The following is a 22,638-nucleotide window of genomic DNA, read 5'->3' as shown; positions in this document are numbered from 1 at the left end:
TCGCAGCCTAGCCGCAGCGCGCCACGGCACGCCGTATCCCGGCGGCGGCCCGGTGCCTCCTACTAACCTCGGGGTTGTAACCACCGCCGAGATCGACGCGACTCCCAGGCATCCCCTGTGGACCGAAAGGTGATCGGATGACCGACCCGGACGCCGGCCGGCGCCACCTCGTCGTCTGCTGCGACGGCACGTGGAACACGCCGGACCAGCTGCAACAGGGCCAGCCGGCCCCGACGAACGTCGCGCGGATCCACCACACCGTGGCCGACCGCGCCGACCAGCCGCGCTACTACCACCCCGGCGTCGGCACCGGTTCGGGGCTGTTGAACCGCCTCCAGGGCGGGCTGGTCGGCAAAGGACTTTCGGACAACGTCAAGAGCGCGTACGGCTGGCTCGCCCGCACCTACCGGCCCGGCGACGCCATCTACCTCTTCGGCTTCAGCCGCGGCGCGTTCACCGTCCGCAGCCTGTGCGGCATGATCCGGCGGTGCGGCCTGCCCGCCGAGCTGGCGGACGCCGGGTCGACCGAGTTCTGGGCCCGCGTGGACGAGCTGTTCGCCGACGGCTACCGCGCAGAGGTCACCGAAGCCGCCGAGCCGGTCCCGATCGAGTTCCTCGGCGTCTGGGACACCGTCGGCTCCCTCGGCATCCCGGACTGGCTCGGCCCGCTGAAGCTCCTGGAAGACCACGCCGGGCACCTCCCCCGGTTCCACGACACCAAGCTCGGCGACCACGTCAAGCACGCCCGGCAGGCGCTCGCGCTCGACGAGATGCGCGGCCCGTTCATGCCGACGCTGTGGTCGAACCTGGCCGAGGTGGGCGAGGGCCGCACCGCCAAGCAGGTCTGGTTCCCCGGCGACCACTGCGACGTCGGCGGCGGCCACGACCACACCGGCCTTTCCGACGGCGCCCTGCAGTGGATGATCGACGAGTGCCGCGCGGTCACGGACCTCATGTTCGACGACGCGATGTACAAGCAGATCGCGCCGGACCCGCAGGACGTGCTGCACAACTCGCTGCACAGCATCTACACCGTGCTGTGCCCGGCGCCGCGGGCGATCCCGTTCCTCACAGCCGGTTCCCCCGACGTCGCACCGTCCGCTGTGGACCGCCAGGCGGCGCCGCCGATCACCACGGGCCCGTACCGGGACGGGCGGCTGCTCGCGGTCGGCGAGTCGGCGAAGGTCGACGTCTACGCGGGACGGCCGTGGAACTGGACGGGCCTCTACCTCGAACCCGGTGACTACGAGTTCGGTGCGGAAGGCACCTGGCTGGACGGGAAGGTCGCGCACCACCCGGACGGCACGGAAGCCGACCCGGGCCTGGACTTCCAGGACGTGCTGCACGCGATCGCGACGACGTCGTCCTGGTTCCAGACCCAGCTCGCCAAGCTCGGCGACGACCGCCGGGCGCGTTCGTTCGGCGGCCGCCGCTGCGAAGGCGAGCGCTGGATGGCGCTGATCGGCTCGGTGGCCGCGCAGAAGCTGGACGCAGAGGACGTCCAGCAGTCCTACGACCCGTTCCTGATCGGCGGCCGGCGGACGAAGTGGAGCAACGAGAAGCGGGGCTACTTCTACGCGTACGCCAACGACAGCTGGCTCGGCTACGCGGGGAACCGCGGCTCGCTGCGGCTGACGGTCCGCCGGCTCTCCTGAGGCGGCACGTCGTCGTCGAGCGGCACGCCACCGCGGTCGCGGCAAGCCGGTCAGGTCCAGGCGGTCGCGGCCACGAACGCCACCACGGCCTTCGCGCAGGTCCGTCAGCAGGCCGGTGAGCAGCCGGGCCACGGTTTCGGGGACGCCGTAAGCGGTTTGGCGTCCGATGAACGCCTCGGGGGCGACGTCGGCGTACTCGATCTCCCGCGCGATCAGCCCGGCCGCTTCGCCGAACCCGACCACCCGCGGGCCGGTCAGGTCGTGGACCTCGCCGGAATGCCGGTCGCCGGTCAGCGCCGCCACCGCAACGTCGGCGAGGTCGCCGGCGTCGACGAACGGCGCGCCGCCGGCCCCGGTCGGCAGGGCCAGGACGCCCTCGCGATCGTCCAGCCGGCCCCGGATTCCCGCACGGCCTCCTCGGCCGCGTGCAGCAGCGAGCCGCCGCGCGCCCACCTCCGCCGCGGTGGCCAGGGCGGTCGGGTATGCAGACCCGTTCGCGTTCAGACGCGTCCGCGGCGCCGGCCCGTCGGACTGGCGCCGCGGCGCGCCGGACGTCACTTCGTGAGGATGGCCGGGTCGCTCGTGCTCGGGCGGCCGGTCTCCAGGTGCCCCGCCAGGCGGCGCAGGAACTTCGGGTCGCGGTCGGAGGTGATCGAGACGTCGTACCAGTTGTTGCTGCGCCGGGTGTCCACGTGCTCGACGACCCGCGCGCCCGGGCGCAGCTGGCGCGTGGTCGAGCAGCGGCCGTAGGCGTCCGCCACCGTCAGCCGCACCGTGGTGGTGCCGGTGTTGGTCAGGACCAGCGCGAGGTCCCCGCCTTCCTGGCGCGCGCTCACCTCCGGCCCGGCGCCGCCGGCCCGGAACTGCCGCACGAACCCGTTGGGCCCGTAGGCGGTGTAGTCGTAGGCCCCGGCCGCGGGCAGCGCGGCCGGCAGCGACTTGCCCGCCCCCGCCGTGTACGTCCGCGGTTCGCCCGAAGGCGTCACGACGTAGAACGTCGCGCCCGCCCGGCCGTGGTTGGCGAACGTCACCGTGAGGGTGCCGCCGGCCAGCTGCGCGTCCGCCGCCAGGTCGTAGGGCAGCGCCCGCGCCGGCCGCAGCCCGCGTTCCTGCCTGGGCAGCACGTTCTTCGCCGGGACGGCGGGCACGTAGTCGGGGTGCCGTTCGCGGTCCGGCGGCTCGTAGCCGGCGGTGTCCGGCAGCGCGGGGACGCGGGCGTCGGTGCGCCCGAAGTCGAACGCCGAGGTCAGGTCACCGCACACCGACCGCCGCCACGCCGTGATGTTCGGCTCGTGCACGCCGAAGCGGCGTTCGATGAACCGGATGATCGAGGTGTGGTCGAACGTCTCCGAGCAGACGTAGCCGCCCTTGCTCCACGGCGACACGACGAGCATCGGCACGCGCTGGCCGAGCCCGTACGGCCCGGCCGGGTTCGCCGCCGAGCCCGCGAAGATCTCACCCGTGGTGTCCACAGTGGACTGCCCGGCGGACGCGTACGGCGGGACGACGTGGTCGAAGAAGCCGTCGTTCTCGTCGTAGGTGATGAACAGCGCGGTCTTGCTCCACACGTCCGGGTTCGCCGTCAGCGCGTCGAGCACCTGCGCGATGTACCAGGCCCCGTAGTTCACCGGCCAGTTCGGGTGCTCGCAGAACGCCTCCGGCGCCGTGATCCACGAAACCTGCGGCAGCTTCCCGGCCTTGACGTCGGCACGAAGCTGGTCGAAGTAGCCGTCGCCGGCCTTCGCGTTCGTGCCGGTGCGCGCCTTCTCGTACAGCGCGTCGCCCGGCTTCGCGGTGCGGTAGGAGTTGAAGTACAGCAACGAGTTGTCGCCGTAGTTGCCGCGGTAGGCGTCGTCGATCCAGCCCCAGCCGCCGGCGGCGTCGAGGCCGTCGCCGATGTCCTGGTAGATCTTCCACGACACGCCGGACTGCTCGAGCCGCTCCGGGTAGGTCGTCCAGGAGTAGCCCTTTTCGTCGTTGCCGAGGACCGGGCCGCCGCCCTTGCCGTCGTTGCCGGTCCAGCCCGTCCACATGTAGTAGCGGTTCGGGTCGGTCGAGCCCATGAACGAGCAGTGGTAGGCGTCGCAGATGGTGAACGAGTCGGCCAGCGCGTAGTGGAACGGGATGTCCTCGCGCGTCAGGTACGCCATCGTGGTCGAGCCCTTGGCGGGCACCCACTTGTCGTACTTGCCGCCGTTCCACGCCGCGTGGGTGTCGTTCCAGCCGTGCGGCAGGTCCTGGATGAACTGCAGGCCCAGGTTGTCCGCATCGGGGCGGAAGGGGTAGATGTCGCGTTTGCCGTCGGACTGCGCCCAGACGGACTTGCCGGACGCCAGCGTCGCCGGGCGCGGGTCGCCGTAGCCGCGGACGCCGCGCAGCGTGCCGAAGTAGTGGTCGAACGACCGGTTCTCCTGCATCAGGACCACGATGTGCTCGACGTCCCGCAGGGTCCCGGTCGGCCGGCTGGCCGGGATCTCGGCAGCGCGGGCGATGCTCGTGGAAAGCGCGGAAAGGGCGGCCGTGCCGCCGGCCAACTGCAGGAAACGCCGTCTGTTGACGTCCGTCATGGAGACTCCGGGGGTGTCGTGGTGGAGAGCCGGGTCAGTATGTGCGGGCCTTCGAGAACCTGTGCCGGGCCCGAGGCTAACGGCGGGCGAAACCCTGGTAAACGCCTCTCGACGGACATGATCTTGACACAATTACGGAAGCACGTACTAATGTAGTACTTCACTATGAACGACGTATTCGCTCGTGACCCCGACGACCACCTCTACTCCCCCGGCGTCCGCGGCGCGCTGGCCGAGTTCACCCTCGGCGAGGACACCGGCGTGCTCGAAGCGGCGGCGGCCGTCCGCGCGGCCGCCCGGAGCCTGGACCAGCTGCGCGCGCACGGAACCGACAGCCGCGGGCTCAGCCCCGGCGCCCTCGACGTCCTGATCCGGATCGGCACGGCCGAGGCGAACGTCAAGGACCTGGCCACGTCGGCCGGGGTGAGCTCGCGCAACGTGACCGGCCTGGTCGACACCTTGGAACGCGCCGGTCTCGCCGAACGCGCCCCGGACCCGCGTGACCGCCGCTCGGTGCTGGTCCGGATCACGGCGGCCGGCCGCCGGTGGCTGGAGGAGTTCCGACGGCCGTCACAGCTGGCGATGGCCGCCCTGTTCCGCGGCTTCACGGCCACCGAGACGGCCCAGCTGCGGCACCTCTGCCTGCGGCTCGTGGAGAACCAGCAGCACCTCGCCCGCCACCTCGAGGACCGATGACGACCCGCGCGACGGTCCAGGCCCAGTCCCGCGCCCGCTTCGCAGGCGATGCCCGCGGCTACCTGATCGGATCTTCGACGCCACCCGGTGCTGACAGCGGTGCCCGCCCGCCTGCCCGGGGTCTCGGGCTGAGCTCGAACGCGGGCGGCACCGCCGCGCCTTGTTTACCCGGCTCGCCCCGGCGCAAACCCGCCGAACCGGATCAGCCAAGCCGGGTCGCCGGCCGGATCACCTAAGCCCGGGGCAGCCCGGCGCCAAGGTCACCGGGGCCGCAAACCAGCCAAGCCGGATCGGCTAAGCCGGGGGCCGCCCGGCGCCGGGGTCGCTCGGGTGCGGCTTCACCGGGGTCACCGTGACCGCCATCCACACGTGCAGCGGCATCGACTCCAGCACCGCCCGCAGCTCGCCGTCGTCGGCGGCGGCGAACAGGCCGATCGTGTGCCACTCGCCCGGGGCTTCCGGCGGCTTCCACAGCCGCAGGATGTGGCCCTGCGCGGCGAGTTCCTTGCTCCGCGCGGCCTCACGGCGCCGTGTGTCGGCGACCGTCTCCTCGGGGGTGCCCGGCGGGACCGTCGTCACCATGTCGACGAGGAACTCCATGCTCGTGCTCCTTTCAGAGCCGGGAGACCTGGTAGTGGGCGATGCGCCAGCCTTCCCCGGTCCGCCGGACGAGCACGCTCAGGTGCACGGAGATCGCCGGCCGGTCGTGGAACGAGAAGTCGACCGCGGCGTACCCGAGGACGACGTCCTCGGCCAGGTGGCGGGTCTCCACGATCCGGTAAGCCGCTGTCATGCCGAGTGGCTGGGCGTCGTAGTACGCCGCCACGCCGTCGCGACCCACGCTGTACGGGTGCAGGCCCTGGAAGATCGCGTCCTCGGTGAAGGACGCCGCGACCCGCTTCGGGTCGTGCGCGTCGACCGCGGACTTCCAGGCGTCCAGCACCTCGGTGAGGATGTCCATGACGTCAGTGTCCCGCGCTCTGGCCGCCGTCGACGTGCAGGATTTCGCCCGTGACGAACGGCGCGCCCTCCAGGTAGACGACCGCGTCGACGATGTCGCCCGGGTCGCCCATCCGCCCGACCGGGTGCAGCCCCGCCAGGGCGTCGTGCGTCGACGCCGGGTGCATCGGGGTGCGGATGATGCCCGGCGACACGGCGTTCACGCGCACCCCGCGCGTCGCGTATTCGATGGCCAGGGACTTCGTGACCGCGTTCAGGCCGCCCTTGGTCAGCGACGCCAGCGCCGAGGGCACCGCGCTGTTCGCGTGGTCGGTCAGGCTGGTCGTCACGTTGACGACGTGCCCGCCCCCGCCGTCCAGCATCGCGGCGATCGCCCGCTGCGTGACCGCGAAGAAGCCGCGCAGGTTCACGCCGGTCACCAGGTCGAAGTCGGCACCGGTGTACTCGGTGAACGGCTTCGCGACGAACACGCCGGCGTTGTTGACCAGCGCGTCGACCCGGCCGAACTTCGCCAGCGCCTCGTCGATCACGCGGGCCCCGACGGCCGGGTCGGCGATGTCGCCCGCGACCGTCGCGATCCCGGCGTCCCCGGACGGCGTGATGGACCGCGAGTTCGCGACGACGGCGTAGCCGAGCTTCCGGTACGCCTCGACCAGCGCCGCGCCGATGCCCTGCGAAGCGCCGGTGACGACCGCGACCTTCTGGCTGTTCATGCATCCTCCTCGTGAGTGGTCTTCCCGAGCCGAGGATGTGCCGGGCGAACCCGCTTCGCCACGACCGGTTCGCTCTCAGCTGGGAGGCCCGGCCTCCCACCGCACTAAGCTCCCGGTATGGAGCTACGCCAGCTTCGGTACTTCGTGACGGTCGCCACCGAACTGAACTTCGGCCGCGCCGCGGACCGGCTGCGCATCGCCGGGCCTTCGCTGTCCCAGCAGATCAAGGCCCTCGAACGCGACCTCGGCGTGCGGCTCTTCGACCGCGACCGCCGGTCGGTCACGCTCACCGAGTGCGGCGCGGCGCTGCTCCCCCGGGTCCGCGCGCTGCTGGAGCAGGCCGACGAGCTGCGCCGCACGGCCGCCGGGATCGCGGACCGCGAGCCGGTGCGGCTCGGCTACGTGAACTGGCACCCCGCCGACCTGGCCGACCGCGTGGCGGGCGTCGCGCACCTGCACGTCGACACGTGGGTGCTGCCCTCGCACGCCCAGCTGCACCGGGTCGCCGACCAGAGCATCGACCTCGCGATCTGCTGGACGCGGGCCGCCGACCTGGCCGAGCACGACCTCGAGGCCCGCTTGCTCGGCGCGGACCGGCTGCACGCGATCGGCACCGGCACGGCCGAGGTGCGGGCGGCGGACGTCGTCGTGCTCGTCGACGCCGACACGGCGAGCTGGGCGTCGTGGAACGGCTACGCCGAGGAGTTCGCCGAGGCCACCGGCGCCCAGGTCGTCCGCACGCACGACGGCGGGATCACCGGGCCGGCGTTCTTCGACCACGTCCGGCGGCTGCGGCGCCCGGTGCTCAACTCCCCGAAGGGCCAGACGGCCCCGGTCCCGCCGGACCTGGCGCGCCGGCCGATCACCGGCCCGGCGCCGTTCTGGACGTGGTCCCTGGTGTCCCGGCGGGACGAGACCCGCGCGCCGGTCCGCGCGACGATCGCGGCGCTCACCCGGGACGTCGGCTCGCTCGGCCTCGACACCGGGTGGGTGCCCGCCGACGACCCGCACGCGGCGCTCAGCCGAACGCCCGGACCGCCACGGCCTGCCAGTCTTCCCACGTCTTCAGCCGGTCCCGGTACTCCTCGCTGACGGCCGCCAGGGACTTGCCGAGGAACATCCGCAGCGGCGGCTCGGGCGCGTCGACGAGCTCGAGGACGGCTTCGCGCGTCGCGGCCGGGTCGCCGACGTCCCAGTGGCCCTCGCCGGCGGCCGGGTAGTCCGGGTTCGGGGTGCTCCGGCGCGAGCCCACGCTCAGCCAATCGGTCGCGTACGGGCCCGGCTCCAGGTTGGTGACGTGGATGCCGAACTCCGCGACCTCCTGCGCCAGGGACTGGGAAAGCCCTTCCAGCGCCCACTTCGACGCGTGGTAGGCGCCGATGCCGGGGAACGCGACCACGCCGCCTTCGCTGGTGACCTGGACGATGTGCCCGCGGCGCCGGGCGCGCAGGATCGGCAGTGCCGCCTGGGTCACCCACAGCGCGCCGAAGAAGTTCGTCTCCAGCTGCGCGCGGACGTCTTCTTCGCTGAGTTCTTCGACGCGCCCGAAGTGCCCGTAGCCGGCGTTGTTGACGACGACGTCCAGGCCGCCGAAGTGGTCGGCGGCGCGCCGGACCGCGGCGAACGCGGCGTCGCGGTCGGTGACGTCGAGTTCGAGCGGGAGGATCGCGTCGCCGTGCTTCTCGACGAGGTCGTCGAGCCGCGCGGGGGTGCGCGCGGTCGCGGCCACCCGGTCTCCGCGGTCGAGGGCGGCTTCGGTCCACTGGCGGCCGAAACCCTTCGAAGATCCTGTGATGAACCAAATCATGCTTCCATGCTGAGCCCGTCGAGGCATGAGCACCAGCGATGGTTTCGCATGCTTCCCATGCGTGTACGTGATGGCTAGGCTGCCGCTGTGGCAGAGGTGACGCTGATCGGCCTGCGCGTGCTCCGCGAGGTGGCGGCCACGGGCTCGTTCACCGCGGCGGCCGCGGCGCTCGGTTACACCCAGTCCGCCGTCTCGCGGCAGGTCGCGATGATGGAGGCCGCGGCCGGCACCGCGTTGTTCGAGCGGCACGCCCGCGGGGTGCGGCCGAGCCCGGCCGGCGCGCTCCTGGTCCGGCACGCCACGACGGCGCTCGCCGTGGTCGACACGGCCGAGCAGGAGCTGGCGGGGCTGCGCGACCGGCTGGCCGGCCGGCTCTCGATCGGTGTGTTCCCGGCCGCGGCGGCGGTCCTGGTCCCCCGCGCGCTGGCCGTCCTGCGCACCCGCCACCCCGGGCTGGTCGTCACGCTCGACGAAGGCGCGACACCGGCGTTGCTCGCCCGGCTGCGCGGCGGACGCACCGAAGTCGTCGTGATCGGCGTCGGCGACGGGCTGCCCGGCTACGACCTCGACGGCCTCCACCAGGACGTCCTGACCGAGGACGACCTGCGGGTCGCCGTCCCGGCCGGGCACCGGCTCGCCCGCCGCGGCCACGCCGGCGTCGCCGACCTGCGGAACGAGACGTGGATCGTCGGGCGCGGCGGCCGCGGTGAACCCCAGTTCGGCGCCTGGCCGACCCTCGAGGAACCCCGCGTCGGCCACGCGGTCCGCAGCTGGACGACCCGCCTGGGCCTGGTGGCGGCCGGGCTGGGCATCGCGCTGCTGCCGGGTGTCGCGGCCGCGTCCGTGCCGGCCGGGGTCGAGGTCGTCTCCGTCGAGGACCCGGCGTGGCGCGGCCGGTCGGCGGTGGTCGTCACCCGGCCGGACCGCTCGGCGGGCGCGGCCGCGCTGGTCGACGCCCTCCGCGAGCAGGCGGCCCGGCTGCCCGGCTGATCACGCGCCGAAGAACCCGGCCAGCTCGTCGACGACCGGCGCCACCCGGCGGTCGTACAGGTCCACGTGCGTCGCACCCTCGATCCACCGCAGCCGCTTCGGCTCGGCGGCGTTCGAGAAGGCCTCGGTCGTCATGTGCTTCGTGACGGCCTCGGTGCCGGCGATCATCAGCAGCGGCCGCGGCGCGATGAGCCCGATGAAGCGGGCGGCGTCGAAGGCGACGATCCGGTCGAGACTGTCGGCAGTGAACTCCGCGGCCGAGCGCGGGTGGTGGGCGCGCTCGGTGCGGTAGTACTCGAAGCCCTCGAAGCCGTGCTGCCCGCCCGCGGCCCGCGCCTCCTCGGCGGTCGGCGGGAAGATCGGGAACGAGCCCATCTTCTCGCGCCGCGCTGCCGAGGTCCGGGCCGCGGCCGCCACGTCCAGCATCCCCTGGACGATCGCGGGATCCTGGGTGCCGTCGGCGCCTTCGCGGAACATGCGACCGATGTCGGCGGCGCTGACCGTCGCGACCGCCTTGATCCGGTGGTCGGTCGCCGCGGCGGGAAGCACGTAGCCACCCGACGCGCAGATGCCGAGGGCGCCGACGCGCCCGGCGTCCACTTCGGGCCGGGTGATCAGGAAGGACACGGCGGCCTTGAGGTCCTCGACCCGGTGCGCCGGGTCCTCGAGGCCGCGGGGCAGGCCTTCGCTCTCGCCCTGGAAGGCGGCGTCGAAGGCGAGGGTCACGAACCCGCGTTCCGCGAGGAGGCGGGCGTACCGGCCGGCGGCCTGCTCCTTGACGCCGCCGGCCGGGTGCCCGACGACGATCGCCGGGCGAGGCCCGTCCTGCTCGGGCAGGTACAGGTGGCCGGCGAGCTCGAGGCCGGCGCTGGGGAAAGTCACGTTCTCTGGCATGCCTCCAGGTTCGTCCCGGCGCCGCCGGCGCGTAAGAGGCGGGTCTTCGCCCGGGACGCCGTCTTCGGGGGAACGATCCTGCCCACCCACGGGCGGCGGATCCCGGGGACAATCGACCCCATGGAGCCCACCGGACAGCCGAAGGAGCTCGGCGCCTTCCTCAAAGCCCGCCGAGCCCGGTTGAACCCGCAGGACGTCGGCCTGCCTGAGCCTGCCTCGCAACGGCGCGTCGCCGGGCTGCGCCGGGAAGAGGTGGCGCAGCTCGCCGCGATCAGCGTCGACTACCTGACGCGGCTCGAACAAGGCCGCGTCCAGGCGTCGTCGGCCGTGCTGGCGACGCTCGCCCGCGCCCTCCGGCTGAGCGACGACGAACAGTCCTATGTGCACGAACTGGCGGCCAAGCCGTTCCGCCGTCCGCGGCGCCGCTCGGCGGAAAAGCCGCGCCCGGCCGTGAAACGGCTCCTCGACCAGCTCGCCGAGACGCCCGCGATGGTGCTCGGCCACCGCCTGGACGTCGTCGCGTGGAACTCCGCGGCGGCGGCGTTGTTCACCGACTTCGCCCGCTACCCGGCCCACCGGCGCAACTACGTGTACCTGCTGTTCGCGGACCCGGCGATCCGCGCCCTCCACGTGGACTGGGAAGAGGCGGCCCGCACGGCAGTGGCCTCGTTGCACCTGGAGGCCGCGCGCGACCCGGACGCCCCGGAGCTGGCGGACCTCGTCGGCGAGCTGTCCGTGCACCACCCGGAGTTCCGCGGCTGGTGGGCGGCGCACCGGGTGACGAGCGCGGGCTACGGCGTCAAGCACTACCGCCACCCCGTGGTCGGCGAGCTGACGCTGGACTGCGACATGTGGGAAAGCCCGGACGGCAGCGGCCAGCGGCTCATGGTGTTGACGGCCGAGCCGGGCTCACCGGCCCACGAAGCGTTGCGGATCCTGGCTTCGTGGACCGCCGAGCCGGTCACCGGGTGAGGTCCGCCGGAGTGGCCGGTCAGCCGGCCGACGAGTCCGGTTCCGGCGTGTTCCGCCGGCGGACGAGGACCGCCGTCGCGAGGATGCCCGCCGCCACCACCGCCGCCAGCGCCAGCATGCCGATCCCCATGCCGTGCGCGAAAGCCGCCCGCGCGGACGCCACCAGCGGTGAGCCCGGCTGCCCGCCGGCGACGGCCAGCGCGCCCGCCAGCGACCCTTCCGCCGCGTCGCGGGCGGGTGGCGGCAGCGCCGAGACGGCCGAGCGGACCGAGTCCGTGTAGGCGGCCGAGAGCACACTGCCGACCAGCGCGATCCCCAGCGCCGCACCGACTTCGCGGGTCGCGTCGTTGACCGCCGACGCCACGCCGTACTGCGACGGCGTCACGTTGTCGAGGATCGCGCTCGTCGCCGCCGGGGCCGTCACGCCGATGCCGCCGCCCAGGACGCACACCGCGATCGCCAAAGCGACATAACCACTGTCCACAGTCAACTGTCCGATGAGGATCATCCCGGCGCCGATCACCGCGAGCCCGCCGCACGTCACCGCCCGCAGGCCGAACCGGCGGACCAGCGGCGCCGAGGCCAGCGCCAGCGGGAACAGCGAAACCGCGACCGGCCACAACGCCAGCCCGGACTTCAGCGCCGAATACCCCTGCACCAGCTGCAGGTACTGCGCCAGCGCGTAGAACATCCCGAACGCCGCGGTGAACTGCACGGTCACCGACACCGAACCGGCCGCGAAAGCCGCGTTGCCGAACAGCCGCACGTCCAGCAGCGGGGCCGCGCGCCGCAGCTCGTACCCGACGAACAGCACACTCAGCACGAGCCCGGCCGCGATGGACCCGAGCACGACGCCGTCGCCCCAGCCGCGGTCGGCGACGCGCAGGATCCCGAACACCACCCCGCCGATCGCCAGGGCGCCGAGCACCGCTCCCACGACGTCGAACCGCGGGGGACTCGGGTCCCGCGACGTCGGCACGGTCAGGCTCGCGACGACGAGAACCACCGAGAACACCGCGGGCCCGAGGAACACCGAATGCCACGAAAAGTGCTGCAGCAGCACCCCGGCGAGCACGAGCCCGCCCAGTCCGCCGATGCCGGCCACCGCCGCCCAGATGCCGATGGCGCGGCCACGCCGTTCCGGCGGGAAGCTCGCGTTGATGATCGACAGCGTCGCGGGCATGATCATCGCGGCGCCGAGCCCGGTGACGGCCCGGGCCACGACCAGCCACGCGGACGTCTCGAGGAACACCGGCGCGGCGCAGCCGAGCGCGAACACCAGCAGCCCGGCGACGAGCACTCCGCGGCGGCCGAACCGGTCCCCCAGCGCGCCGGCCGGCAGCACCAGGGCCGCCAGCACCAGCGTGTAGACGTCGACGATCCAGGTCTGCTCGGCCTGGCTCGCGCCGGTGTCGCCGGCCAGCGCGGGCAGGGCCGCGTTCACGATCGTCACCATGGCGATCACCAGGCCGACGGCCGTGCACATCACGCCCACCGTCCACGCGCGGCGGCCCGGGGTCGGCACGGCCACGCCGGCGGGTTCGAGGTCTGCCCGCATGCACCTCGCTCCTCGTCGCAGGTCTCCCCTCCGACGCTACGTTCGGATACCGAGACTCACCGGCGGGGCCTGTCTCGGTTCCCCGGCTTGAGCACGTCCTCGACCAGGGCGCTCACCATGCCCCGGGGAACGCCCGCGCCGGTCAGGACCGCGTAGACGATCGGGCCGACGAGCGCGTCCAGCGTCGCGTCGAGGCCGAGGCGCGGCGAGACCTCCCCGGCGTCGATCGCGGCGGCGAGCAGGGCGCGTTCCTGCTCGCGGCGCGGCCCGAGGTAACGCTCCTGAAAGCTCTTCGCGGCGGCGGGATCGTGCTGCGCCTGCGCGAGGAGCGCCAGGTAGACCTGGCCCGCCGGGTCGCGGGTGAGGAAGCGCGCGAACGCCCTCAGGTAGCCGCGGAGGCCGTCCGCCGTGAGCTTGTCCACCGGGACGGGCACCTGCTTGGCGCTGTCTTCGATGAGCGTGTCGAGGAGGATCTCGACCTTGGACGGCCACCAGCGGTAGATCGTCTGCTTGGCGACGCCGGCGCCGCGCGCGATCGCTTCGACGGTCAGCGCGGCGAAGCCGTGTTCGGCGAGCAGGTCGTCCGCGGCGTGCAGCACGGCCAGGCGCGCGGCTTCGTCACGCCGGTTGCCGGAGCGCGTCCGGGGCGGCGGAGAGCTGTCGGGCATGCGCGTCACGATACCCGGCGCGGCATTTGCCGAGACGCACCGTCTTGTCTAGACGCAACGTCTCGTCTAATCTCGCGGTCGTCGACCACGAAGGAGTCACCGTGTCCCACCGTCAAGCCCTCGTCATCGGTGCTTCCCGCGGCCTCGGGCTCGTCCTCGCCGGCGAACTCGCGAAGCGCGACTGGCACGTCATCGCCACGACCCGACGTCCCGGCGAAGAGCTGACCGGCACCGTGGAGGTCGAGACCCTCGAGATGACGAGCCAGGACGAACGGGCCGCGCTCCGCGAGCGTCTCGCCGGCCGCCGGCTCGACCTGCTGTTCGTCAACGCCGCGATCGACCGCGGGAACCTGCCGATCGGCGACGTCCCGACCGCGATGTTCACCGAGGTGATGGTCACCAACGCGCTGAGCCCGCTGCGCGTCCTCGAGGCACTGCGCGACCTCGTGGTGCCCGGCGGGACCGTCGCGGTCATGTCGTCCGAGCAGGGCAGCATCACCCGGAACACCGAAGACGGTTTCGAGCTCTACAAGGCCAGCAAGGCCGCGCTCAACCAGCTGATGCGCAGCTACGCGACCCGGCACGCCGGCGACGGGCACACCAAGCTGCTCATCGACCCCGGCCACAACCGCACCCAGCTGGGCGGCCTCGACGCGCCGCTGGCCCCCGAAGAGAGCATCCCGGCCGTCGTCGACGTCCTCGAAGCCCAGGCCGGTGCACCCGGCCTGCAGTTCCTCGACCGGAACGGCGAAACCGTGCCCTGGTAGCGGCCGCCCGACCTTGCAGGCAGCAGCGACACCCGAGCGCGCCGGATAAAATGGGTCCGTGATGCTGTCCGGGGAAGAGTGGTTGGCGCGGGTCTTTCGCCCGGCCGTGGCCGGGGTGAGCCGTGCTCAGCCCGTCGGCACCGTTTCCGTGGATCCGTTGCGCCTGCTGGGAAGCCGGCTCGCGGCGCAGGTCGAGGCGCTCGGCGACACCGGGGTGCTCACCGACGAGCAGGAACGAGCCGCGCTCGCCGCTCTGGAGAAAGCAGGGATCAGGCCGGAAGTCCGGTCGATGTCGGCCTCGGCATCGTCTTCGGCGTCCACGGGCGCCTTCGCGGCCGTGCGGGCAGGCGCGGCGCCGGTCAAGCCGCCCGCCCCACCGACGTTGCAGGGCGTACTCGCGGGACCGCGGCAACTCGGACGACTCGACGGCCGGCCCGTCACGCTGATCTCGGCGGAGCTGTGGAGCGACCGGATCGTGGTCGACCTCTACACGAACCCCGGCCCGGAACACCGCGACAGACGGGCGCAGGCCGCGCGCGAGCACCTGGAGTGGGTGAAACGCCAACGCCGCGGGCAGGCCGGCGGACGACCGGCCCGGGCGCCCGCCGGCTCGCCCTTGGCCGACCTCACCTGGGAACTACGCGACGCGCCGGGTACCGCATACCGCCGAACCGGCGGCTCGGCCGAATCGGGCGACCACCTCGACCGGCAGCGAATGCACTGGTTTCCGGCACCCCCGGCGGACTTCGGACGGCTGACCCTGCTGGCGACCGACCCCACCGGCACGACCGTGCTCGACGCCGAAATCACCGTCCCTCCGTCAACTGCGTAACGCCACCTGCCCGCAGGGTCACCATTTCCCGAACCGCGTCAATGCCCTGTTATCCGTTCGCGCATTGGTAACCAGACTTGGCTCAAATTAGTGTGCACCGCGGTCGTGGATGCGGGTGAGAGCATCGCGGAGGTCGTCGGGTAGCGGGTCGACGGCGGTGAGGATGTGCTCGCCGGCCGCTGCCTCGCCACCGCCTTGAGCGCCTCCAACGCCGCATCGTCATGCGCCGAGCCGATGTGCTCGATGTCCCGCGACCCGCGACGCGAGGAGTGCACGATCTGCACCGCCCTGGCCCCCGACGCCGTCTTCACCGTGCACACGACGAAACCGCAGCTCAACAGCCAGCACCCTACCCAAGATCAGCGATCTTGAGCCAAAGCCAGGTAAGGTGACGGAATGGTCATGCGGGTGGCGATTCCCGTGCTGCCGTGCCGAGATGTGCAGGCAGCGCGGTCGTACTTCACGGACGCGCTCGGATTCGACACCATATTCACCTGGGAGACCCCACCTAGCTACGCGGCCGTGATCCGCGACACCGCCGAGTTCCACCTGTACGCCGAAAGCAGCGTCGGCCCGGCCAGGGTGACGGTTATCGTCGACGACGTCGATTCCTGCCACGACGAGCTGCGCGCCCGCGGCGCCGACATCGTCGAGCCACTGGCTGACCGGCCCTACGGGATGCGCGACTTCACCGTACGGACACCCGATGGGCACTTGTTGATCTTCAGCCAGCCGCTTACCGAGAACGGGTGACCATCAGCGGACCAGCCGGAAGAGTGACCGGACCTCGTCGGCGAACAACGCCGGCTGCTCGAACGCCGCGAACTGGCCGCCCTTGCCGGGCTCGTTCCAGTACCGGATGTTCGGGAACCGGCGCGCCGGCCGACCCGGAGATCCATTCGTTGACCTGCCGGAGGCTTTCCCAGTACAGCCGGGCGGATGAGGCACCGGTGCCGGGCAGCCAGTAGAGCATCAGGTTGTCGAGCAGCTCATCCCGGGTAATGACCCGATGCAGGTCGCCACCGGAGTCGGTCCACGACCAGAACTTCTCGACGATCCAGGCGCAGAGGGCGGCCGGCGAGTCGACCAGCCCGTAGCCGACCGTCTGCGGCCGGGTCGACTGCTGCGCCGAGTATCCGGAGCCCTCCCGCAAAGCCGCGAGCGCCGCCCGCTCGGCACCGGCGAGGTCGTCCAACGTGGCCGGATCGGGCGGTGCGAGCGGCGGCATGAGATGGATGCCGGCAACCCGATCGGGTTGCCGTTGACCGATGCTGGTGCCCCAGTCGCTGCCCTGGGCGCCGAACCGCCGGTAGCCGAGCCGGGCCATCAGCTCGCACCACGCGTCGGATATCCGCTCGATCCCCTACCCAAGAACAGCGATCTTGAGCCAAGTCAGGAACCGCGTAACGCCACCTGCCCGCAGGGTCACCATTTCCCGAACCGCGTTAATGCCCTGTTATCCGTTCGCGCATTTGTAACGGCAGGCATAGTCATCACGATGCCTCGGCGTGAGCAGACCAAACCCGGCCTGCCCGCCGCACGCGCGCACCGAGCAGGCTCGTAGGTTGTGGAGAACAAATGGAGATCGTCAAAACGCTGTACGAGGTCGGGTTGCCCACACTCGCGGGTCTGTTCGTCTTCCTGGCCTACCTCAAACCCACGATCCGGCTGCTCAACCGCACGATCCACCGAAGGTTCAAGCTCACCCGGCTGGTCCGGGCGACCTGGATGGTGCTGACATTCCTCAGTTACGGCCGATCACGCACGGAGCTCTACCGGGCGGCGTGCATGCGCGTCGAGGCCGAATTGCTGCACCCTCGACCACTACGACCGGACCGCTGGGAGTACCGGCACCGGTCCGATTTCCGGCTGGACGTGCAGGCCTACCGCAAATCGCTCCGAGAGTGGCGTCGCAAGATCGGTTTGCTGGCCGACAACCTGATGAAGAAGTCCGACAAGAACAAGATAGTCGTGGATACCTGCTTTGCCATTTCGGACGTTCAGGACGAAATTCTGGGCTATTTTCGGGTCCGGCTCGCGGAAAACGCGAAGATCGACCCCAACCCGGAAGTCTTCGTGGCCGAGGTGCACGTGCTGGAGGCCTTCGTGGCGCCCTTGCAGTTGCTGTCCGGGCTACTGGGAAAGTACGACGAAGATTGGCCCCGGCTCATCGAAGGCCACCGCGCGACCGTCGACGAACTGGACGACAGTCTCGGCGACCTCCCCAGATTCCAGGCTTTTCTGTTCACGTGCTGGCTGACCTGGGGTCCGAGCATCCCGTTCGGTACGTGCCGGCGCTGGGGCGGGCACAAACTCATGCAACTCGGCTACGGAGACGAGAGCAACTCCATTGCGCTCGCGGTGCAAAGCGCCGACGAACCTCCTCCGCCTCGGTCGGCCCGCGGCGGGCACGTGGTCCTCGCCGAAGGCTGGCAGGTGACCGGAGTGATCAAGACGGCGGCCGCGGTCGACCACCTGAAGCTGTGCAGCGCTCAGACCGAGGTGCTGCGCGCCGGACACAACCAGCTCGTGCTGGAGGCGAGCGGCCCGATCAGCGCACCGAGTGAGGCGGACAGCATCTACTACTCGGCCTATATCTGGGTGATCGTCGTCCTCTGCGACACCGATGGGCGACCGAGGCACAGCGAACCGTGGAAGAACATGTTGACGTTCTTCGAGCACGGCAACGTGGCCGACGACGCCACCTACCTGATGCTCAAGCGGCAGCTGGCCACCAAGGTGCAAACCTCCCTGGAGTCGATCCTGCGCGATCATCCCGAGCTGGTCCTGAGCTTTGCCTGCGCGATCGACGAATGCGGCTGTGGTGAGCCGATCAGGTACCCGGCCCCGCCCGGTGAATCCATGCGCGAGCTGCTGTTCACCGAGTCCTGGCTGACGCGGCTGGACGCCGAGGGCCGGCGCGACCGGATGCGCACCGCGCTCAGCGGCAAGGCCCGCGTCGCGCACGCGGCCTGCAAGCTCCCGAACACCGTGGCCGGCTACCAGAAGGACCAAAGCAGCACGAAACCCGACCCGACCGACCGGCGGCACCCGGAGGTGCTGGTCGGGTGATCCACTTCCACGACCTCACCGCCACCGACGCGGACATCGCGACGCTCACGGCGTTCTACCGGGACCACTACGCCGCCGAGTTCCCCGACCCCGACGAGCGGGAATCGCTGGCCAACATGATCGAGTACCTGCGGCTGCGCGAGCGGGGTTGGTACGGGCACAACAACTACCACATCATTCTCGCGTCGAGGAACGGTGTCACGGTCGGCTGCTCGGTCCTGGACTACTTCGCCGGGCCCAACGCGGGCATGATCGAATTCCTGATGGTGGTCCCCACGATCCGCAACGCGGGCGTGGGACGGGCCCTCCTCGCCGAGACCGAACGCGTCCTCGACGCGGATGCCGTGTCGGCGACCGGCACCCCGCTCGCCCAAGTGTTCGCCGAGATCAACGACCCCTTCGTCCCGACCGGGACGCCGGACAACCTCGCCCCGGCCGACCGCGCGCTGATCTGGGACCGGTGGGGCTTCCGCGGTCTGGACCTGCCCTACGTCCAGCCGGCCCTGTCCGAAACCCAGGAACCGGTCACCAACCTGCTGCTCATCTGCAAGACGTTCGGCAAGCCCTGCACGCCGCGGACCGTGTGCTCGGCCGTGGCCGACTACCTCCGCTGGGCCATGCGCGTGGCGGACCCGGAGCACTGCCCGGAGTTCAAGGCGCTCGCGGCCCACCTGGCCACGCTCGCGTCCGTCGGAACGTTCTCCCTCGCGCGCTACGTGGGACGTCCGATCCCGCACGCGCGGCCGCTGACCGCGCCGGCGGACCCCGACTGGGCCGCCACCATGGACCTCTACCGCGGTGCCTTCGGCACCACGGAATACGGCATCCCCGAGTCGGAGTTCACCAGAAAATACCCGGTCCCCCGGCATTTCTGGGCACTGCGCCGCACACCCGGTTCAGCGGTCGCCGGCCTGGTCACGTTCTTCACCCTGACCACCGCCGGCTTCGGCGGCTACGGGCTGTTCACCGGCGACCTGCGCGGCATCGGCGCCCTGCGCCCGATGATCGCCCAGGTGGAGCTCCAGCTGCTCGCCGACCGCCCGGCCACCCGGGGCTGGTACGTCGAAGCGGCGCCGAAGACCGACCGGGCCCCGCTCCGGGCCGTCGGCTTCGTCGAGCTTCCGGTCCGGTACACCGTCCCGTCCCGAACCGGCGACGAACTGCCCGCCACGCTGATGTACAAGCCGATCGGCCGGCACTATCCACCGACGCTCCCGGCGGAGTCCGAAGTGGAGGTCGCTGTTCGGGAGATCAGGGAAGTCGTCTACGGAATTCACCCGGGCGAATCGGTTCATCGGCCCTGAAGGAGCGGTCAGAGCTCTCGGACGTGCAGCAGGGACCGGACGTTCAGGTGTCGTCGGAGCCGGTTGCCGGTCAGCGCGTCTACCACCGTCGCGGCACCGAGCCAGGTGGCACCGGCGTCCTGGGTCAGCAGGTGAGCGCCGGAGGCCTGCCCGCCCGTCTCCATCCAGTCGTCGACGAACAGCACTCGATCGCCGCTGTCGACCAGGCTCTTGCGGAAACCGAGAGTGAGGTGACGGTCTCGGTAGTCCGGTGGCGTGGTTCGCCGCAACCAGGCATCACTGTCGCTCGACCCCGTGCGGTCCTTGCGAACCTCGACGAACCCGACGTCGAGGCTCAGGGCGACCAGCGGCCCCAGGAGACAACCACGAGATTCCGGCCCGAGGACGACCGTGGGCCGCTCACCCGCGAACAGCTGCGCCAGTGCGGGACCGAGGCACCTGAGCAGATCGGGCCGGCGCCACCACCCCGTGACGTCGGCATAGCGATGCCGATCCGGGCGATCGCCCCGCCACGCGAACGCGGCACGAAGTCCGGACTTCACCTCTTCCCGCTGCACCGGTCCATGATCGCGGCGACGGACTCTGGAGGCAATCGGGTTTGGCCTACCGGCCGGAACGAGCCCGAGCCGGTGGTGCGGGGCGACGCACCGGCGCCGCCCCGCACCCGGCCCGGTGCTACTGGATCAGGAACGGCGCCGACACGTCCACCGCGTACGGTGTCGTGCCGTTCTTGTCCAGCTGCAGCACATAACTGCCCGGCACCACGGCGGGCGGGCCGGACGCGTTGATGTCCGGTGCGCTTTCCGCCAGCGTCGCCGCCGGGAAGGACACGCGCACGACCTGGGAGCGGCCCGGGTCGAGCGTCACCCGTGCGAAGCCGACCAGCCGTTGTGGTGGGACGACCACCGGGCTCACCGGCTGGGCCACGTACACCGGCACGATGTCGGTGCCGGCCCGGGTTCCGGTGTTGGTGACCGTGAACGTCGCCGTGGCTGTGCCGTCGCGCGCGATCTTCGGTGTCACCGCCAGATTCGTGTGGGTGAACGTCGTGTACGACAGGCCGTACCCGAACGGGAACTGCGGGTTGTACGCGTTGCCCGCCCCGGACGCCGTGCCCGGCAGCTGGTCGAAGAACTTCGGCTGGTCCCCCAGCGGGGACGGGGCCGTCCCGGCGAAGTCACCGCCGACCGCCGGCGCGTCGGACGGCCAGCTGATCGGCAGCTTGCCCGCCGGGTTCGTCTTGCCGAACAGCACGTCCGCCACGGCCGTGCCGGCTTCCGTGCTGCCCTGGTAGGCCATCAGCACCGCGTTCGCCTTCTCCGCCGGGCCCAGCCCGACCGGCCGGCCCGCGACGACCACGACGATCACCGGTTTGCCGGTCGCCTCCAGTGCCGAGATGAGGGCCTGCTGGTCGGGCGCCAGCGCGGGCGCCGGGTTGTCGCCCAGCCCTTCCGCGTAGGCCTTCTCCCCCACCACCGCCACGTAGGCGCTGGTGTCCGCCGCGGCCGCGACGGCGCTGGCCTGGTCCGGCGCGTAGACCGCGGCCGGGTTCGCGGCCCGGATGCCGCCCAGCACGGTGGTGCCCGGCGGAATCTGGTTGTCCGGGCCCATGCAGCACACGTGCCCGGCACCCGCGACGCCCTGCCAGCTGACGCTCCAGCCGCCGAGCTGGTTGGTCATCGAGTCCGCGCTCGGGCCGGTCACCACGACCTTCGCGCCCGCCGGCAACGGCAGCGCGTTGTTCTCGTTGCGCAGCAACGTGACCGACTCCCGCGCGGCCTTCAGCGTCTGGTCGCGGCCTGCGGTGACAGCGGCGTTGGCGGCGTTCGGGTCGACGCACGGTTTCGCCGGGTCGGCCACGCACGGCTGGTCGAACAGGCCGAGCTGGAACTTCAGCGTCAGGATGCGGCGCACGGCCTGGTCGATCCGCGCGCGCGAGATCTTGCCCGTGTCCACGTCCTGCAGGATGGCGGTCTGCCACCCGGCCGCGTCGAAGACCTGCATGCTCATGTCGACGCCCGCGTTCACGGCGGCGGCGATGGCCCCCGGGAGGTCCGCCGCGATGTGGTAGGCGGTCTGCAACGCGGTGACGTCCTGGTAGTCGCTGATCACGACACCCGGGAAGTGCAGTTGGTCGCGCAGGACGTCGGTCAGCAGGTAGTGCGACGCGGTGGCGGGCACGCCGTTGATCGAACCGGAGTCGACCATGACGGTCCCGGCGCCCGCGTCGACCCCGGCCGCGTAGGACGGCAGGATCGTCGTCTGGAGGTAGTTCATGGGGAGCAGCGCCTCGACCCGGTCGTGGCCGTTGACCGACTGCGAGTAGCCGGCGAAGTGCTTGACCGTCGCGCTGACGTTCAGTTCACCCCGCTTGCCGGGCGTCTGCATGCCCTTGATGTTCGCGGCCCCCATCGCGCCCGCCAGGGCCGGTTGCTCGGCCCACGTCTCGTAGGTGCGGCCCCACCGGTTGTCGCGCGCGAGGTCCTGGACCGGGGCGAAGTCCCAGTTCCAGCCGGTGGCGCGCAGCGCGTCCGCGGTCGCCTTGCCGCCGGCCTGGGCGAGCGCGGGGTCCCAGGTCGCGCCCATGCCGAGGGACTGCGGGAACAGCGGTGCCTGCCACGGGTGGCCGAAGCCGTGCACCGCGTCGACGCCGAACACCACCGGCAGGTGCAGGCGCGAGTTCTTGATCGCGTACTGCTGGATGATGTTGTACTCGGTGGCCCAGTCGTAGCCGGTGTTGCCGACGCCGCCCTTGCCCGTGGTGTCGACCGGGTTCTCGGTGCCGCCCGCGAGAATCGAACCGACGTTGGCGTCGACCAGGATTTTGCGCATGCAGTCGGGATTCGGGAGGTTGAATCCGTTGTTCCCGCACGTCGTGCCGTTCGGGTCGGTCAGCGTGGTGACCAGCTGCTGGTCCATCTGGCCGACTTTCTCGGGCAGCGTCATCGCGTGCAGCAGCGCCTCCACCCTCGCCGGCACCGGGCGATGGGTGTCCAGCCAGGGCGTGGCGCCCGGGTCGATGGCGGCGCTGCTACTGGCGGTGAACGCGGATACCGTGAGTGAGATCGCTGCCGCGAGCACCGTGACGGTGGCGCGGGTACTGCGTCTGTTTCTGCGGAACACCAGACCTCCTTCAGCCGTGGTCGGCACGGACCGGCCGCGTGGATGCGAGCGCACCGTAGG

At 71.5% G+C, this 22,638-nt stretch carries 21 protein-coding genes and 1 pseudogene; 10 read left to right on the top strand and 12 right to left on the bottom strand.

Annotated elements, in window-relative coordinates:
• Window positions 1-137: 137 nt before the first annotated feature.
• Complete coding sequence (locus tag ACYVLJ_RS44075) at window positions 138-1,655, top strand: DUF2235 domain-containing protein (RefSeq protein ID WP_460443177.1); 1,518 nt, start codon at window positions 138-140, stop codon at window positions 1,653-1,655.
• A gap of 554 nt (window positions 1,656-2,209) precedes the next feature.
• Here the strand turns inward: ACYVLJ_RS44075 and ACYVLJ_RS44070 are convergent.
• Window positions 2,210-4,222, bottom strand: a complete 2,013-nt coding sequence (locus ACYVLJ_RS44070; RefSeq protein WP_460443176.1) for a phosphocholine-specific phospholipase C — start codon at window positions 4,220-4,222, stop codon at window positions 2,210-2,212.
• 165 nt (window positions 4,223-4,387) lie between these two features.
• On the opposite strand from ACYVLJ_RS44070, the gene ACYVLJ_RS44065 reads away from it, so the two are divergent.
• On the top strand, window positions 4,388-4,918 hold the full coding sequence (locus ACYVLJ_RS44065; protein ID WP_460443175.1) for a MarR family winged helix-turn-helix transcriptional regulator: 531 nt from the start codon (window positions 4,388-4,390) through the stop codon (window positions 4,916-4,918).
• Window positions 4,919-5,212: 294 nt separating this feature from the next.
• On the opposite strand, the gene ACYVLJ_RS44060 is transcribed toward ACYVLJ_RS44065, so the two are convergent.
• From ACYVLJ_RS44060 to ACYVLJ_RS44050, 3 genes are read right to left on the bottom strand one after another with little or no spacing between them, the layout of a single operon-like run.
• Complete coding sequence (locus tag ACYVLJ_RS44060; RefSeq protein ID WP_460443174.1) at window positions 5,213-5,518, bottom strand: muconolactone Delta-isomerase family protein; 306 nt, start codon at window positions 5,516-5,518, stop codon at window positions 5,213-5,215.
• Window positions 5,519-5,531: 13 nt separating this feature from the next.
• Window positions 5,532-5,879: a YybH family protein gene (locus ACYVLJ_RS44055; RefSeq protein ID WP_460443173.1), complete on the bottom strand. Its 348-nt coding sequence runs from the start codon at window positions 5,877-5,879 to the stop codon at window positions 5,532-5,534.
• Window positions 5,880-5,883: 4 nt separating this feature from the next.
• Complete coding sequence (locus ACYVLJ_RS44050) at window positions 5,884-6,591, bottom strand: SDR family NAD(P)-dependent oxidoreductase (protein WP_451976105.1); 708 nt, start codon at window positions 6,589-6,591, stop codon at window positions 5,884-5,886.
• Window positions 6,592-6,708: 117 nt separating this feature from the next.
• On the opposite strand from ACYVLJ_RS44050, the gene ACYVLJ_RS44045 reads away from it, so the two are divergent.
• On the top strand, window positions 6,709-7,683 hold the full coding sequence (locus tag ACYVLJ_RS44045; RefSeq protein ID WP_460443172.1) for a LysR family transcriptional regulator: 975 nt from the start codon (window positions 6,709-6,711) through the stop codon (window positions 7,681-7,683).
• On the opposite strand, the gene ACYVLJ_RS44040 is transcribed toward ACYVLJ_RS44045, so the two are convergent.
• Window positions 7,610-8,398, bottom strand: coding sequence for an SDR family NAD(P)-dependent oxidoreductase (locus tag ACYVLJ_RS44040; RefSeq protein WP_460443171.1), 789 nt, complete (start codon window positions 8,396-8,398; stop codon window positions 7,610-7,612). The genes ACYVLJ_RS44045 and ACYVLJ_RS44040 overlap by 74 nt on opposite strands.
• 87 nt (window positions 8,399-8,485) lie before the next feature.
• Here ACYVLJ_RS44040 and ACYVLJ_RS44035 point away from each other — a divergent pair, with 87 nt between their 5' ends.
• On the top strand, window positions 8,486-9,388 hold the full coding sequence (locus ACYVLJ_RS44035; protein ID WP_460443170.1) for a LysR family transcriptional regulator: 903 nt from the start codon (window positions 8,486-8,488) through the stop codon (window positions 9,386-9,388).
• Here ACYVLJ_RS44035 and ACYVLJ_RS44030 read toward each other — a convergent pair whose 3' ends face one another.
• The gene (locus tag ACYVLJ_RS44030; RefSeq protein WP_460443169.1) at window positions 9,389-10,282 is read right to left on the bottom strand and encodes an alpha/beta hydrolase; all 894 of its coding nucleotides are present in this window, start codon (window positions 10,280-10,282) and stop codon (window positions 9,389-9,391) included.
• A 120-nt stretch (window positions 10,283-10,402) separates the two neighbouring features.
• On the opposite strand from ACYVLJ_RS44030, the gene ACYVLJ_RS44025 reads away from it, so the two are divergent.
• A complete protein-coding gene (locus tag ACYVLJ_RS44025; protein ID WP_460443168.1) occupies window positions 10,403-11,254 on the top strand; it encodes a helix-turn-helix domain-containing protein in 852 nt (283 codons plus the stop codon).
• Between the two features lie 19 nt (window positions 11,255-11,273).
• Here ACYVLJ_RS44025 and ACYVLJ_RS44020 read toward each other — a convergent pair whose 3' ends face one another.
• Both ACYVLJ_RS44020 and ACYVLJ_RS44015 read right to left on the bottom strand, forming a co-directional pair.
• The gene (locus ACYVLJ_RS44020; RefSeq protein WP_460443167.1) at window positions 11,274-12,812 is read right to left on the bottom strand and encodes an MFS transporter; all 1,539 of its coding nucleotides are present in this window, start codon (window positions 12,810-12,812) and stop codon (window positions 11,274-11,276) included.
• A 56-nt stretch (window positions 12,813-12,868) separates the two neighbouring features.
• Window positions 12,869-13,480 (bottom strand): TetR/AcrR family transcriptional regulator, encoded by a 612-nt coding sequence (locus ACYVLJ_RS44015; RefSeq protein WP_460443166.1) that lies wholly within the window; start codon window positions 13,478-13,480, stop codon window positions 12,869-12,871.
• Between the two features lie 101 nt (window positions 13,481-13,581).
• On the opposite strand from ACYVLJ_RS44015, the gene ACYVLJ_RS44010 reads away from it, so the two are divergent.
• Window positions 13,582-14,247, top strand: a complete 666-nt coding sequence (locus tag ACYVLJ_RS44010) for a Rossmann-fold NAD(P)-binding domain-containing protein (protein WP_460443165.1) — start codon at window positions 13,582-13,584, stop codon at window positions 14,245-14,247.
• A 157-nt stretch (window positions 14,248-14,404) separates the two neighbouring features.
• Window positions 14,405-15,079: a hypothetical protein gene (locus tag ACYVLJ_RS44005; protein ID WP_460443164.1), complete on the top strand. Its 675-nt coding sequence runs from the start codon at window positions 14,405-14,407 to the stop codon at window positions 15,077-15,079.
• 116 nt (window positions 15,080-15,195) lie between these two features.
• On the opposite strand, the pseudogene ACYVLJ_RS44000 reads toward ACYVLJ_RS44005, so the two are convergent.
• Window positions 15,196-15,399: pseudogene (locus ACYVLJ_RS44000) on the bottom strand (IS1634 family transposase); the annotation flags it as partial.
• Window positions 15,400-15,475: 76 nt separating this feature from the next.
• On the opposite strand from ACYVLJ_RS44000, the gene ACYVLJ_RS43995 reads away from it, so the two are divergent.
• Window positions 15,476-15,832, top strand: coding sequence for a bleomycin resistance protein (locus tag ACYVLJ_RS43995; RefSeq protein ID WP_086674295.1), 357 nt, complete (start codon window positions 15,476-15,478; stop codon window positions 15,830-15,832).
• On the opposite strand, the gene ACYVLJ_RS43990 is transcribed toward ACYVLJ_RS43995, so the two are convergent.
• Window positions 15,816-16,406: a hypothetical protein gene (locus ACYVLJ_RS43990; protein WP_460443163.1), complete on the bottom strand. Its 591-nt coding sequence runs from the start codon at window positions 16,404-16,406 to the stop codon at window positions 15,816-15,818. The genes ACYVLJ_RS43995 and ACYVLJ_RS43990 overlap by 17 nt on opposite strands.
• 251 nt (window positions 16,407-16,657) lie before the next feature.
• Here ACYVLJ_RS43990 and ACYVLJ_RS43985 point away from each other — a divergent pair, with 251 nt between their 5' ends.
• Both ACYVLJ_RS43985 and ACYVLJ_RS43980 read left to right on the top strand, forming a co-directional pair.
• Window positions 16,658-18,151, top strand: coding sequence for a hypothetical protein (locus ACYVLJ_RS43985; RefSeq protein ID WP_460443162.1), 1,494 nt, complete (start codon window positions 16,658-16,660; stop codon window positions 18,149-18,151).
• The gene (locus tag ACYVLJ_RS43980; protein WP_460443161.1) at window positions 18,148-19,455 is read left to right on the top strand and encodes a GNAT family N-acetyltransferase; all 1,308 of its coding nucleotides are present in this window, start codon (window positions 18,148-18,150) and stop codon (window positions 19,453-19,455) included. Before ACYVLJ_RS43985 ends, ACYVLJ_RS43980 begins: the two co-directional genes overlap by 4 nt.
• A gap of 8 nt (window positions 19,456-19,463) precedes the next feature.
• On the opposite strand, the gene ACYVLJ_RS43975 is transcribed toward ACYVLJ_RS43980, so the two are convergent.
• Complete coding sequence (locus tag ACYVLJ_RS43975; RefSeq protein WP_460443160.1) at window positions 19,464-20,012, bottom strand: phosphoribosyltransferase family protein; 549 nt, start codon at window positions 20,010-20,012, stop codon at window positions 19,464-19,466.
• 118 nt (window positions 20,013-20,130) lie between these two features.
• Entirely contained in the window at window positions 20,131-22,578 is a 2,448-nt protein-coding gene (locus ACYVLJ_RS43970; protein ID WP_460443159.1) for a glycoside hydrolase family 3 protein, read from the bottom strand.
• Window positions 22,579-22,638 lie beyond the last annotated feature (60 nt).

Source organism: Amycolatopsis stemonae (assembly GCF_054781455.1).
The sequence above is the reverse complement of the archived record's forward strand: the minus strand, read 5'-3'. Positions and strand labels throughout refer to the sequence as shown.

Coding starts and splice junctions, on each gene's coding strand:
- ACYVLJ_RS44020 (WP_460443167.1), bottom strand. CDS start 12,812: ATGCGGGCAGACCTCGAACCCGCCGGCGTGGCCGTGCCGACCCCGGGC.
- ACYVLJ_RS43985 (WP_460443162.1), top strand. CDS start 16,658: ATGGAGATCGTCAAAACGCTGTACGAGGTCGGGTTGCCCACACTCGCG.
- ACYVLJ_RS44050 (WP_451976105.1), bottom strand. CDS start 6,591: ATGAACAGCCAGAAGGTCGCGGTCGTCACCGGCGCTTCGCAGGGCATC.
- ACYVLJ_RS44070 (WP_460443176.1), bottom strand. CDS start 4,222: ATGACGGACGTCAACAGACGGCGTTTCCTGCAGTTGGCCGGCGGCACG.
- ACYVLJ_RS44030 (WP_460443169.1), bottom strand. CDS start 10,282: ATGCCAGAGAACGTGACTTTCCCCAGCGCCGGCCTCGAGCTCGCCGGC.
- ACYVLJ_RS44060 (WP_460443174.1), bottom strand. CDS start 5,518: ATGGAGTTCCTCGTCGACATGGTGACGACGGTCCCGCCGGGCACCCCC.
- ACYVLJ_RS44065 (WP_460443175.1), top strand. CDS start 4,388: ATGAACGACGTATTCGCTCGTGACCCCGACGACCACCTCTACTCCCCC.
- ACYVLJ_RS44045 (WP_460443172.1), top strand. CDS start 6,709: ATGGAGCTACGCCAGCTTCGGTACTTCGTGACGGTCGCCACCGAACTG.
- ACYVLJ_RS44055 (WP_460443173.1), bottom strand. CDS start 5,879: ATGGACATCCTCACCGAGGTGCTGGACGCCTGGAAGTCCGCGGTCGAC.
- ACYVLJ_RS44025 (WP_460443168.1), top strand. CDS start 10,403: ATGGAGCCCACCGGACAGCCGAAGGAGCTCGGCGCCTTCCTCAAAGCC.
- ACYVLJ_RS44075 (WP_460443177.1), top strand. CDS start 138: ATGACCGACCCGGACGCCGGCCGGCGCCACCTCGTCGTCTGCTGCGAC.
- ACYVLJ_RS43990 (WP_460443163.1), bottom strand. CDS start 16,406: ATGGCCCGGCTCGGCTACCGGCGGTTCGGCGCCCAGGGCAGCGACTGG.
- ACYVLJ_RS44040 (WP_460443171.1), bottom strand. CDS start 8,398: ATGATTTGGTTCATCACAGGATCTTCGAAGGGTTTCGGCCGCCAGTGG.
- ACYVLJ_RS43995 (WP_086674295.1), top strand. CDS start 15,476: ATGGTCATGCGGGTGGCGATTCCCGTGCTGCCGTGCCGAGATGTGCAG.
- ACYVLJ_RS44015 (WP_460443166.1), bottom strand. CDS start 13,480: ATGCCCGACAGCTCTCCGCCGCCCCGGACGCGCTCCGGCAACCGGCGT.